This window comes from Frankia sp. CeRuru1 (genome assembly GCF_977966315.1).
The window spans coordinates 1-12371 of record NZ_CDWWEW010000132.1 but is presented as its reverse complement, the minus strand read 5'-3'; the positions used below and the strand labels follow the sequence as shown (position 1 = coordinate 12371).

11 protein-coding genes and 2 riboswitches are annotated in these 12371 nt (G+C 70.9%); of the genes, 8 read left to right on the top strand and 3 right to left on the bottom strand.

Annotation, left to right across the window (positions count from 1 at the left end; translation table 11 throughout):
• From AC08OP_RS11790 to AC08OP_RS11780, 3 genes are all read right to left on the bottom strand, one after another.
• Positions 1–846 (bottom strand): NAD-dependent epimerase/dehydratase family protein (locus AC08OP_RS11790; protein WP_476614228.1); only part of this gene is annotated, 846 nt, incomplete at its 3' end.
• Between the two features lie 249 nt (positions 847–1095).
• Positions 1096–1821, bottom strand: coding sequence for a CAP domain-containing protein (locus AC08OP_RS11785; RefSeq protein ID WP_476614227.1), 726 nt, complete (start codon positions 1819–1821; stop codon positions 1096–1098).
• Positions 1822–2130: 309 nt separating this feature from the next.
• The gene (locus AC08OP_RS11780; RefSeq protein WP_476614226.1) at positions 2131–2841 is read right to left on the bottom strand and encodes a DedA family protein; all 711 of its coding nucleotides are present in this window, start codon (positions 2839–2841) and stop codon (positions 2131–2133) included.
• Between the two features lie 109 nt (positions 2842–2950).
• Here AC08OP_RS11780 and fbaA point away from each other — a divergent pair, with 109 nt between their 5' ends.
• The 8 genes from fbaA to purE all read left to right on the top strand — a co-directional run bounded on the left by fbaA (position 2951) and on the right by purE (position 12299).
• Positions 2951–3988: a class II fructose-bisphosphate aldolase gene (gene fbaA / locus AC08OP_RS11775; RefSeq protein ID WP_462186401.1), complete on the top strand. Its 1038-nt coding sequence runs from the start codon at positions 2951–2953 to the stop codon at positions 3986–3988.
• Between the two features lie 918 nt (positions 3989–4906).
• A riboswitch (cyclic di-AMP (ydaO/yuaA leader) is annotated at positions 4907–5142 on the top strand.
• Between the two features lie 6 nt (positions 5143–5148).
• Positions 5149–5826, top strand: a complete 678-nt coding sequence (locus AC08OP_RS11770; protein WP_476614225.1) for a transglycosylase family protein — start codon at positions 5149–5151, stop codon at positions 5824–5826.
• Between the two features lie 511 nt (positions 5827–6337).
• A riboswitch (cyclic di-AMP (ydaO/yuaA leader) is annotated at positions 6338–6534 on the top strand.
• Positions 6535–6536: 2 nt separating this feature from the next.
• Positions 6537–7256, top strand: a complete 720-nt coding sequence (locus AC08OP_RS11765; RefSeq protein ID WP_476602598.1) for a transglycosylase family protein — start codon at positions 6537–6539, stop codon at positions 7254–7256.
• Positions 7257–7342: 86 nt separating this feature from the next.
• Entirely contained in the window at positions 7343–7777 is a 435-nt protein-coding gene (locus AC08OP_RS11760) for a DUF3151 domain-containing protein (RefSeq protein WP_476614224.1), read from the top strand.
• A 91-nt stretch (positions 7778–7868) separates the two neighbouring features.
• Positions 7869–9152, top strand: a complete 1284-nt coding sequence (locus AC08OP_RS11755) for an adenylosuccinate synthase (protein WP_462186406.1) — start codon at positions 7869–7871, stop codon at positions 9150–9152.
• Positions 9153–9288: 136 nt separating this feature from the next.
• On the top strand, positions 9289–10116 hold the full coding sequence (locus AC08OP_RS11750) for a hypothetical protein (protein WP_476614223.1): 828 nt from the start codon (positions 9289–9291) through the stop codon (positions 10114–10116).
• A 338-nt stretch (positions 10117–10454) separates the two neighbouring features.
• The gene (purD, locus tag AC08OP_RS11745; RefSeq protein ID WP_476614222.1) at positions 10455–11771 is read left to right on the top strand and encodes a phosphoribosylamine--glycine ligase; all 1317 of its coding nucleotides are present in this window, start codon (positions 10455–10457) and stop codon (positions 11769–11771) included.
• 3 nt (positions 11772–11774) lie between these two features.
• Positions 11775–12299: a 5-(carboxyamino)imidazole ribonucleotide mutase gene (gene purE / locus AC08OP_RS11740; protein ID WP_462186408.1), complete on the top strand. Its 525-nt coding sequence runs from the start codon at positions 11775–11777 to the stop codon at positions 12297–12299.
• Positions 12300–12371 lie beyond the last annotated feature (72 nt).

Sequence of the window (12371 nt, the reverse complement as noted above, 5' to 3'; positions counted from 1 at the left end):
CCTGGCCGGTACGGAGCGGGGCGCCGCGATCGCGAGCATCTGACAGTAAAAGGTGAAGAAGTCGGCGGCGGACACCGACTCCCCCCCGGTCACGTGCAGCACCTCACCGGCGACCGCCGACCGGTCCGCACCGGCGACGGTGGTCACCGCCGTGACCACGTCGTCGACATGCACGGGGCTGAGCACACCCCGGCCGCCGTCGACGAGGACGAACCGCCCGGCCCGCATCAGCAGCACCGGCCAGAGGGTCCAGCGACCAGCCCGGGGACCGTAGGCGTCCCCGATCCGCAGGACGGTCGCGCCGAGTCCGTGCGCAGCGGCCGACCCGACCGCCTGTTCCGCGGCGGCCATGGCGTCGGCGCGGACGTCGCCAGTCAGCCCGATCGGCGTGGTCTCGTCCAGTGGTCGGCCGACGGCTCGCGCGGGCCCCCGCTCCCCGGTCCCGCCGGGGACCGGGCCACTCGTCCGGGCAAGCACGTCCACGCAGGAGAGATGGATGAAGCGGTCGACCCCGGCCCGACCCGCGGCGTCGAGCAACGCCGCCGTGGCGCCGAGGGTCACCCGCCGGATCTCGGCGTCGGGCACCCGTACCGGCGCTCCGGCTCGGCCGGGACGCACTGGGGTCAGTTCCGCGACGCCACCGGTCCCGATGGCGGCGGCATGGATCACCAGCTCCGTGCCGTAAAGGGCTTTCTCCCACCCACCGGGACGGCTGACGTCGGCCTGCCTGACACCCGGCGCGCGCCGGATGTCGATGGCGACAACGTCGTCACCGCGCCGCCGCAGCGCGTGGGCCAGCGCTCCGCCGAGGAAGCCGGCCGCGCCGGTGACCACCGCCCGAACCAAGGTCACTCCTCCTGCCAGGATCACCCTCGCCGACGGCGCTGCCGCGCGGCCCGCCAGCCCGTCCACCGGCTGGGTCCGCGGGCTTTACCACGCTCGTTGCCGTGCTCGCTGCCGTCGGCGACGATGACCCGACCCTACGGGATCGACTACTGATCAGGACCGGGACATCCCCGCGAGTCGGGAGGATCGAGGTCGGGTGCACCTCGCGGGATGCCACGGGCCGGTCGCGCCCGGCAAGTGGGCCGGGCCTCACGGCGTCCCGAAGTCCTGGGTCCAGTAGGTGCCGTACCTGCCGCCCGTCGCGTAGCCCACGCCGATCCGGGTCAACGAACAGGTGAGGATGTTCGATCGGTGGTCCGGGCTGTTCATCCATCCGCGCATCACCTCGGCCACGGTGCGCTGACCGGCGGCGATGTTCTCGGCGGCGATGGAGAAGGAGAAGCCGGCGGCGGCGATCCGGTCGAAGGGCGAGCGACTGTCCGGGCTGTCGTGGCCGAAATAGCCGGCCGTGGCCATGTCGACGCTGTGTGCCTGGGCCGCGGCGGCCAACCGTAAGTCGACGATCAACGGAGGGCAACCGGCCGCCCGGCGCTCGAGGTTGGTCGAGGTCACGACCTGACCGACCAGGCTCGTCCAGGAGGCCGGCAGGTACGGCGGGCGCGGGGAGATAACAGCCGGCGCCGGGGTCGACGCGGACGGAGCCGTCACCGGCGCGGCCAGGGCCAGAGCCGACGCCCGCGCAGCGGGCAGCTGATCCGGACCGGCCGGGCGAGCGGCGGGCGGCGGCTCGGCCCCGGGCCCGGTCGGCGCACCCCGATCCGCGATCCGACCCGCGATCGACGTGGGAGGGACCCCGGCCGTCACCCCGACCACGCCCCGACCCGGCTGCGCGCCGACGCGGCCGGCCACGTGGTCACCGTCACGCGGTCCCGAATGACCATCCGCGAGCAGCACGACCGCCAGAACCGCGGTCAAGGCCCCTGCCGCGGTGCAGAGGACGGGGCCGGCGCGACGCCGTTCCGCATGGTGCCGCCTGTGGTGTCGAAGCATCGAATCCTTCGGTGGTCGGACCCCCCGACCGCGTACCTGGATCGATCAAGGTTAGCCGGCCATAGCCAGAAATTGCCATAGGAAAGGGAATTGATCGTCCAATGTGATCTGGTCGTAACGTCGTGGAGACTACCGGTCCACGGATCTCCCGACGGGATCCGGCGCCGCGGGGCACTAACGGACAACATCCCTACGCTCCTCGCCCGACCCTCGGCGCTCCTCGCCCGACACGGACTACCGCGGCCCCTGGTCGGGGAGCCGGCCCGATCGCCGACGCAGCAGCTCACCGGCGATCCCGGCGATGACGGAGATGGCGATCACGACGAGCGCGATCCACACCGCCGCGTCCCGCAGCCCAGGAATGGCGGCCGCCGTATAGCCCAAAAGGATCAATCCGGTCCCCCAGACGAGCGCTCCGAGCATGACCGCGATCAGAAAGCGGGACCATGACATCGCCACGGCCCCGGCGAGTACCGGCGCGAACGTCCTCGCCCACGGCACGAAGCGGGCCGCGACCAGGGTGATCGGCCCGAACCGTCGGTAGAATTCCTCCGTACGGGCCAGCACCGTGGCGTACCTGCGCTCCAGGTACGGCCGGCCGAGGCGATGCCCGGTGTAGTAGCCCGCCACCGCCCCGGCGGTGGCCGCCGCCGCGACCCCGATCGAGAGGACCGCGACGGACACGTTCGACGCCGCGTCCGCCGCCATCAGCCCGGCCGCGAAGAGAATGGTGTCACCCGGAAGCCAGAACCCGATCAGGATCCCGCTCTCGACGAAGATGACCGCGAAGAGGACGACGTACAGCGTCATCCCGGACAGGCTGCCGACATCCACTCGACCAGTGTGCCGACCCTTGGTCGGCACCCGCCCCGCGCCCGGCGCGCGGACCGGCACCGCGTCGGCGACGTCAGCCGCATCCGACCCCGGGACGGGGCAAGGCGTCATACCCTTCGCCCATCAGGAGTCCACGGCGGGCTTCGGCCCGATCCGGCTGCCCTGCACCGCGGGTGCATGGCTGATCGGCGCCCCTACAGGTTCGTAAGGAGCCCCACCGATGCCCATCGCCACGCCAGACGTATATGCCGAGATGCTCGACCGGGCGAAGGCCCAGTCCTTCGCCTACCCCGCGATCAACGTGACCTCGTCGCAGTCCCTGAACGCCGCGCTGCGGGGCTTCACCGAAGCCGGCAGTGACGGCATCGTGCAGGTGTCCACCGGCGGTGCCGAGTACCTGTCCGGCTCGACGGTGAAGAACATGGTCCTCGGCGCAGAGGCACTGGCCGAGTTCGCCCACCATGTCGCGGAGGCGTATCCGGTCAACATCGCCCTGCACACCGACCACTGCCCGGCCGACAAGCTTGACACCTACATCCGTCCCCTGATCGCGATCTCGAAGGATCGGGTGGCCCAGGGGCGCGAGCCGCTCTTCCAGTCGCACATGTGGGACGGCTCGGCGGTCCCCCTTGAGGAGAACCTCAAGATCGCCGAGGAACTACTCGCGGATGCCGCCGCCGCGAAGATCGTTCTCGAGGTCGAGATCGGGGTCGTCGGCGGCGAGGAGGATGGCGTCGTCGGCGCGATCGACGAGAAGCTCTACACGACGCCGGAGGACATGTGGCGGACGGCCGAGGTGCTCGGCACCGGCGCGAAGGGGCGCTACCTGCTCGCCGCCACCTTCGGCAACGTGCACGGTGTGTACAAGCCCGGAAACGTCAAGCTACGCCCGACGATTCTGCACGAAGGACAGGAGTACGTCGCCAGGAAGCTCGGGCTGCCAGCCGGCGCGAAGCCGTTCAACCTCGTCTTTCACGGCGGTAGCGGGTCGGCTCTCACCGAAATCCGCGAGACGCTCGACTACGGGGTGGTCAAGATGAACGTGGACACGGACACCCAGTACGCATTCACCCGCCCCATCGTGGACCACGTGTTCAAAAACTATGACGGCGTTCTCAAGGTGGACGGTGAGGTCGGCGTGAAGAAGGCATACGACCCGCGTACCTACGGAAAGCTCGCGGAGAGCAGCATGGCGGCCCGCGTCGCCCAGGCGTGTGAGGACCTACGTTCCGCCGGCACCAGCCTCGGGCGGGCATAGTCCGGGCCAGGAGCGCACGCCGGCTGGCGGGATCGGTTCGTCGGATACCGTCCGGCCGGACCGCCGGCCGGCGGACAGGAGGCGGGCAGGAGGACAGATAGCCGCCGGCCGCGAAAACGGGCAACCGGGCAACCGCCGCCGCTCGTCCGAGGGCATTCTCCGGACCCCTCGACCCGACACTCTCCATCGTTTCCGGCGGACGGAACGACCGGCACGTGGCGGACATCCGACCCGCCCCGGTCCGATGCACGACCCGCCGATTTCCCGTACTATGCCGGCCCCCACGGTTCCCCGGTCGCTCCGACGGCTGGGGGACCACTGTTTACCGGGCGAGGGACCCCGCTCCTCGCGTAACGCCGCCTCCGCTGGCGACCAGCAGGTTTCGGCCACATTAGCGGACACGCACCGGGTCTTCGGTAACCGTTCACCTACCGCCCCGCCCCACGGAACCCCTTCGTCCACCGTGGCGGCCCGACAGGCAATTTTCACAATCGGTGTTCGATCGAATCCGCCGTGTGCAAAAATCACAACGCTGCAAGCTACCGCCCGATTTCCGTTGTTTTTCTCACAAAAACAGGCTTCAACGGACGAAGCGTAGTATCAGGCCGATCACTCGCGTCGATCTCGTAGCAGGGCCGTCACACCTTTGTTGACATGTCACACATCTGGCCTGATACGGGACTCTCCGCTCATCGTCGCCCATCGGCAAACAGGATGATCGGCCAAGCACAAATGCCTCCGCACGTCGTACCGCCAGGTTGATGAGCGGGCGCGCACGCGCGATACCAGGCCGTCGGTCCCTGCTCAAGCAGGCGCGCCGAGTGTGCTCTTTTTCACGCACCCTATTCAATGCTTGGCGACTCGCCGGGTGGCGTGGTTATGGTTTTCGCCGTGCCCGGCAACAACGCCGGGCATTCGTCGGGCGGCACGCCGAATCCTGCCCCCGGCCGACGATTTCTCGAACCGGGCGGCAGGAACGGGGGACCCATCTCCGAGTATCGAAAGGATTCGATGCTCTCGGGGTGAAGCCATGTGCGACGACCACACGGAAAGGTGTTTCCGGTGCGGCTTCCGTCTCCAGGGAATCCCTGGCACGGCCGGGCAGTTCCCAGCCCGAATCCGACAGCTCACCTCGCAGGCGTGGGGAAGGACCACAAGACATGTCCGACGCACGTATCAGTGGCCGACAATGCCGCGCCGGTACCCGCAGCCGGGCCCGGGCCCTCGTGGTCGCACCCGTACTCGCGGCAGCGGTGGGCGGCACCTTCGCGCTCAACCAGCCGGCCGGTGCGGCCACCACCTGGACGGGCCTGCGGCAGTGCGAGTCCGGCGGTGACTACACGATCAACACCGGCAACGCGTACTACGGCGCCTACCAGTTCTCCGCCAGCACCTGGCACGGCCTCGGCTACAGCGGTCTGCCGCACCAGGCTCCCCCGGCTGTCCAGGACGAGGCCGCACTCAAGCTCGCCCGGCGGTCCGGCTTCGGCCAGTGGCCGACCTGTGGCCGCGGGATGGGCGCCGACCAGCTCGCGGGCGGCTCGTCGAGCTCCTCGGGCCAGGCGTCGCGCACGGCGGAACGCAGTGAGCTGACGGTCAGCCCCATCTCCGTGAGCACCCCCGTATTCACCCGTAACCTGACGACCGCACTGGCCAGGCAGGTACGCGACGACGTGCGGGCCTGGCAGGCCCGCGTCAACCATCTGGGGTATCCGATCACGATCGACGGCCGTTACGGACCACGCTCCGCCGCAGTCGCCCGCGCCCTGCAGGCCGCCAAGGGACTCGCCGTCGACGGCATCGTCGGCCCGGCGACCTGGCGGGCCACCTTCAGCTGATCCTCTCTATCAGCTCTATCAGCTCTATCAGCTGATCCATTCACTCCGTCAGCTCCGTCAGCTCCGTCAGCTGATCTGTTCACTCCGCTCCCGCGACGGGGGACGACCGCCGCGGCAACCGGGCATCCCACCCCGGCGACACCGGTCAGGGGATCTCACCTCGACGACGGGCCGGCCCGACCGGCCTCCGGACGATCTCCGGTTGACGGCCCGTACGGGCTGGCCCGTGCAACCCACCACCAACATCACCCGGACCACACCCTGACCGGCCTCCGGCAGGGCCGCTCTTCGGCAGAGCCGATCTTCGGCAAGGCCGGCGAGGAACAGCAGGACCAGCGAGCCACCTGCGGAACCTGTACGGAAGTGGCACGATTCGCGCGATCCTCACTGGTTACTCCGGACCACCCCGGTTTGCGCTCCATGAGCGGTTCTCGCTAGAGTGCCGCTCACTCGCCTCGTCGGCGAGGCCGCCCGGACGGACGCCGAGTCCTGCCCCCGTGCGAGCGGCCGGAACGAACATCAACCGCAGCGGGCAGGAGTGGGGGACCCACATTTCGGGCGCCGCAAGCGGCGTCCTTGGGGTAAAGCCGGTGCATCCCGGTCCATGGTGGAGAGCGGTTCCTACTCGCCACCCGGGGTCGGATCCTCCGGCCGGGCCATCCCAGCCCGCACCCGACAGCTCACCCCGCAGGCGACGGGATTGGACTAACATGCCCTCTGGGCGTCGTGGCGGCAGACATCGAGCACCGCAGGCCCCATCGCCCGCCGGTCGCATCCTGCGCACCACCGGCGCGGTCACGGCCATCGTCGGCAGCGGCCTCGCGGTCACCGCGGCTCCGGCGGGCGCGGCCACCGCCGATGACTTCGCCAAGCTCCGCCAGTGCGAGTCCGGCGGCAACTACGCGATCAACACCGGCAACGGCTTCTCCGGTGCCTACCAGTTCGACGACCGGACCTGGCACGGGCTCGGGTACTCCGGCCGGCCGTACCAGGCGTCGCCCGCCACGCAGGACGAGGCGGCCGCGAAGCTCTACAACCAGCGGGGCTGGCAGCCATGGCCGTCCTGCTCGGTCAAGATGGGCCTGACCAACAACGGCCCGGCCAGTGTCCCGGGCGGCTCTGGCGACGTCATCCAGCAGGCCATCACCCCGGTGGAACCCCCCATGACGCTGGACCGGGCTCGCCGGGAGATGGGGGACGGCTCGTTCAGGGGCACGGTCCTCGACGCGTCCCTCAGCGACGACGTCCGCCCGGAGGCCTTCGTCTGGCAGGACAGAATGCGCCAGAAGGGCTTCGTACTCACCGTCGACGGCAAGTTCGGACCGCAGTCGCAGGGCATCGCCGCGCTGTACTCGTACCTCACCCGGGTGAACGACGGTCAACCCGGGGTCGTCGGCCAGAATCTGTGGAACGTCAGCGTCAGGGCCTGACCGACCCGGTCACCGTGCGCGCAGGGCGGGCGCGTCCGGGGTGACCTCCATGACGTGTGCGGCCAGTCGTCGGGCAGGATGCACTCATGACGACGCCGTCCGCCTCGGGAAAACCCAACCTGCTCTCCGGTCCGCCGCCGACGCTCCTGCCCTCCGACGCGGCCGCGACCGAGGCGCTGGCCGCCGGTGATCCGCCGGATGCCGTCGCCGCCCGGCTGCCCGCGTTCAGCGCGCCCTGGGCCGCGCTCGCCGAGCTCGCGCTCACCGGCGGACGACCCGTCGAGGCCTATGCCTACGCCCGCACGGGCTATCACCGCGGCCTCGACGCCCTGCGCCGCTCGGGCTGGAAGGGCAACGGGCCGATCCCCTGGTCACACGAACCCAACCGCGGGTTCCTGCGTTCACTCGCCGCTCTCGTCCGGGCGGCCGCGGCCATCGGGGAGGCCGAGGAGGCCACCCGCTGCCGGACGTTCCTGACTGACAGCGATCCCGTCGCCGCCAGTGAGCTCGGCTTCACCTGACAGTGAGTTCATCAGGCCGCGTCGGTGGTGGAGGCCAGCGAGGACGCCGCAGCCGGCCCCACGGCCCCGCCATCCCTAGTAACCTCGCCCGGTGCCTGCTCTTGTCCTCATCGGTGCCCAGTGGGGCGACGAGGGAAAAGGAAAGGCGACCGACCTCTTGGGCGGCGCCGTCGATTACGTCGTCCGGTACCAGGGTGGCAACAACGCCGGCCACACCGTGGTCATCGGGGCGGAGAGCTACGCGCTCCACCTGATTCCCAGTGGCATGCTGCGAGCCGACTGCGTTCCCGTGATCGGCAACGGGGTCGTCATCGACCCGGGCGTGCTGCTGGCCGAGATGGACGGGCTCACCGCCCGCGGCATCGACGTCTCCCGGCTCCTGATCAGCGCGAACGCCCACCTGATCATGCCCCATCACCGGGCGCTGGACCGGGTCATCGAGCGCTACCTGGGCAAGGCGCGGATCGGTACCACCGGTCGCGGCATCGGTCCCACCTACGGCGACAAGGTTGCCCGTACGGGCATCAGAGTGCAGGATCTCCTCGACCCGGGCATCTTCCACAAGAAGCTCGAACTGGTGCTACGGGAGAAGAACCAGGTCCTGGCCAAGGTCTACAACCGGCGCCGGATCGAGCTAGACGAGGTGGTCGAGGAGTACGCCGACTACGCGAAACGCCTCCAACCCCACATCGCCGACACCGGCCTGATTCTCGACCGGGCGCTGCGCGCGGGCAAGGTCGTGCTGCTCGAAGGCTCCCAGGGCACTCTCCTCGACGTCGATCACGGCACCTACCCGTTCGTCACGTCATCGAACCCGACCGCCGGCTACGCGGCCACCGGCGCCGGCATCGGCCCGACGAGGATCAGTCGGGTGATCGGCATCATCAAGGCCTACACGACCCGGGTCGGCGCCGGCCCCTTCCCCACTGAACTGGACGACAAGGTCGGAGAGGAGCTGCGCCGCATCGGCGGGGAGTTCGGCGTGACAACCGGCCGGGCACGGCGCACCGGCTGGTTTGACGCCGTAATCGCCCGCTACGCGGTGCGGGTCAACGGCCTGACCGACCTTTTCCTCACCAAGCTGGACGTCCTGTCGGGCTTCGACCGGGTGCCCATCTGCGTCGGCTACGACATCGGCGGCGAACGGGTCGACGAGATGCCCATGACCCAGACCGAGTTCCACCACGCCAAGCCGATCTACACCGACCTGCCCGGCTGGCACGAGGACATCTCCGGCGTCCGGTCGTTCGCCGACCTGCCCGGCACCGCGAAGGACTACATCAGGGCGTTGGAGGAGTTCTCCGGCGCCCCGGTGTCGGCGGTCGGCGTCGGTCCCGGGCGGGACCAGACGCTCGTCATCAATGACCTGGTCTGAACAGACTGGTCCGAAAAGACCTGGTCTGATCCCGCCCGGCGCGGGCCAAGATCCGGTCGGTTCCGGTTGCAGCCGGAAGCATTACCATCGACGCTTGGGCGGTCACGCAAAGCAATGACGTCCGGGGGTGGTGGCGGTGGCCGTTGTCAGGTCCCGGCCGTCGGATGACGACCCTTCCATCCCCGGGCGGACACCGCTGTCGCGGCCGGAACCGGCCGAAGCCCCGCAACCGGCCCGTTGGCCACCGGCCGTGAGACGCGGTTACCTACACCCGACCGACTCCGACGCCTGGCCGGTCGGGTTCTCCCCCACCGGCGAGGCTCTGCCGCAGACACTGACCGACGTGCTGCTGCGGGGCAGCCACGCCATCCGGAGCTCGAAGCGGGCCGAGGCACAGCGGCTCGAACGCGCCGCGGCCGTCGCCAGTCACGTCGACGCCCAGATCCGTGACTTCCTGGACTTCTGCGCGGCCGAACACCTGGTACCACCGGTCACGGTGCGGGCGGCCCGCACCGCGCCGCACCGCGCGCCGGCGCGGTACCGCGCCGGCCGGCCGCTGCCCGCGCTGGACCTGAGCGAGGGCGGGGCGACACGGGCGGCCACGGACCCGGCAGCCCGGGCAGATCGGGCGGACCCCGGCGAGACGGCCGTCGACCCCGGTCGCCGCCGGCGTTGGCCGGGACGGCGGGAACGGCTGCAGGCGTGGCCGCTGCTGTACTGGCGCTGCGAGAACTTCCCGGCCGCAGGGCGGTCGCTGCACCTGTTCGTCGAACCGGGTGGGCGCGCCTTCGAGGGCCGCGACGATCCCGCCCCGCTGACCGTGCTCGGCCGGGAGGTCCGGGTCTGGCCGGTCGACGCCGCCGCCATCGTCGCGGGCATGGCCGAGGTGGACGCACGCCGCTGCGCGCTGCACCTGGTGCACGGCATGGCCCACCTGCTCTGGCGGTCGGGCGTCGGGCTGTAGCCGCTCAGCGCGGATCGTCCCGGGTGACCGGCCGGGAGTCACCGGCACCGACCGGGCACGACGCGCACGATGATCAGCACACCCGCTACTGTGGAACTGTGACCCGACCGAACTGCGACGACGCGATGCCCCAGGCGGGGTTCGCCGGTTCGCGACGGCACCCGCGCCCGGTCCGGATCTCCGTCCCGGCGCCGGGCGCCGGGGACAACCGGTGACGGCCGCCACCGACCCCCACGTCCCCCGCGCACGGCCGTGGCGGCGACGCGGCCCGGTCCGCCGGCATTACCGGGAATCCGCCGCCGCGCACCGGGCCGCTGCTTGCGTCGCGAGGTGAACTGATGAAGGTTCTTGTTGTCGGCTCCGGCGGCCGTGAACACGCGCTGTGCCGGGCGCTCGCCCGCGATCCCCGGGTCGGCTCGCTGATCTGCGCGCCCGGAAACGCCGGGACCGCCGAGCTCGCCGAGCCCCGCCCGCTCGCCGTCGCCGACCCGGACGCCGTCGCCGACCTTGCTGAGGCGGTCGGCGCGGACCTCACCGTCATCGGTCCGGAGATGCCGTTGGTAGCCGGGGCCGCCGACGAGCTACGCGCCCGCGGCCTCGCGGTCTTCGGCCCGAGCGCGGCCGCGGCCCGGCTGGAGGGCAGCAAGGCGTTCGCCAAGGAGGTCATGCGCGCCGCCGGGGTGCCCACGGCGGCCTCTCGCGACCACGCCGAGATCGAGCCCGCCCTGGCCGACCTGGACGTCTTCGGCCCGCCGTACGTGGTGAAGTACGACGGGCTCGCCGCCGGCAAGGGCGTCACGGTGACCGAGGATCGCGACGCGGCCGTCGCCGCGGTCCGCGCGAGCCTGCGCGGACCGGACGACCGGGTTGTCCTCGAGGAGTACCTCGACGGGCCCGAGGTCTCCCTGTTCGCCGTGGTGACCGAGTCCGGCGCGGTCCTCCCGCTGCTGCCGGCGCAGGACCACAAACGGGTCGGCGACGGCGACACCGGCCCGAACACCGGGGGGATGGGCGCGTACACCCCGCTGCCCTGGGCCTCGCACGGCCTGCCAGCGGAGATCGTCGCCACGGTGATCCGGCCGACAGTGGCCGAGATGGCCCGGCGCGGCACCCCGTTCACCGGCCTGCTCTACGCCGGGCTCGCGCTGACCACCCGCGGCCCGCGGGTGGTGGAGTTCAACGTGCGCTTCGGTGACCCCGAGGTGCAGGCCATCCTCGCCCTGCTCACGACGCCGTTGACGGACGTGCTCTCCGGCCGGCGGGCACCGGTGTGGCGCTCCGGCGCGGCGATCAGCGTCGTTGTCGCCGCGCACGGCTATCCGGCGGCACCCAGGCTCGGCGACCCGATCCGCGGGCTCGCCGCCGCCGGTGCACTGGCCGGCGTCGACGTCCTGCACGCCGGTACCCGGAGGGAGCCGGATGGCCGGGTCGTCTCGGCCGGCGGCCGTGTGCTGTCCGTTACGGCCATCGGCTCCAACCTGGAGTCCGCGCGAGGATCGGCCTACGAGGCTGTCAGTCGCATCTCGCTGCCCGGCGCCCATTACCGCACCGACATCGGAGATCCGTCCCGGATGCGCCACGCGGCCGACGTCCGTCGAGCGGACGTCGCGTCCGGCGAGGATCCCGCAGGACATAGAAAGAAAAAGAAGGAGTAGACCGTGTCGCAGAGCACCCCCGGGCCAGGCCATCCCCAGGTGGCGATCGTCTTCGGATCACCGTCGGACACCCAGACCATGAGCAAGGCCGGCGCCACCCTGGAACGCTTCGGTGTGCCCTACGAGCAGGTGTCGCTGTCGGCGCACCGCGCGCCGCGCACCCTCGCCGACTACGTGGGTCAGCTGCGGGCCCGCGACATCTCGGTGGTCATCGCCGGGGCAGGCCTGGCCGCTGCGCTGCCCGGCACCATCGCGGCCCTCACCACGCTGCCGGTAATCGGCGTGCCGATCTCCGGCGGGGCGCTGGACGGCATGGACTCGCTGCTCGCCATCGTGCAGATGCCGCCGGGCGTCCCGGTCGCGACCGTGGGCCTGAACAACTCGACGAACGCGGCGATCCTGGCGATCCAGATCCTGGCGCTGGCCGATCCCGATCTGGGGCTGAAGCTGGCCGCGTTCAAGGACGAGTTCGAGCAGGCCGCGGCGGACGGGCTGAGCGCGGCGGCCGCGGCCGGCAGCCAGTCATGATCGGCCGTTACACCCTGGCGGAGATGGGCCGGGTGTGGTCGGAGGCGCACAAGTACGAGCTGTGGGGTCGCG

Bases quoted from the DNA above. Each gene is read 5' to 3' on its own strand.
- AC08OP_RS11780 (WP_476614226.1), bottom strand. From the start codon at position 2,841: ATGACGCCTTGCCCCGTCCCGGGGTCGGATGCGGCTGACGTCGCCGAC.
- fbaA (WP_462186401.1), top strand. From the start codon at position 2,951: ATGCCCATCGCCACGCCAGACGTATATGCCGAGATGCTCGACCGGGCG.
- AC08OP_RS11770 (WP_476614225.1), top strand. From the start codon at position 5,149: ATGTCCGACGCACGTATCAGTGGCCGACAATGCCGCGCCGGTACCCGC.
- AC08OP_RS11765 (WP_476602598.1), top strand. From the start codon at position 6,537: ATGCCCTCTGGGCGTCGTGGCGGCAGACATCGAGCACCGCAGGCCCCA.
- AC08OP_RS11760 (WP_476614224.1), top strand. From the start codon at position 7,343: ATGACGACGCCGTCCGCCTCGGGAAAACCCAACCTGCTCTCCGGTCCG.
- purD (WP_476614222.1), top strand. From the start codon at position 10,455: ATGAAGGTTCTTGTTGTCGGCTCCGGCGGCCGTGAACACGCGCTGTGC.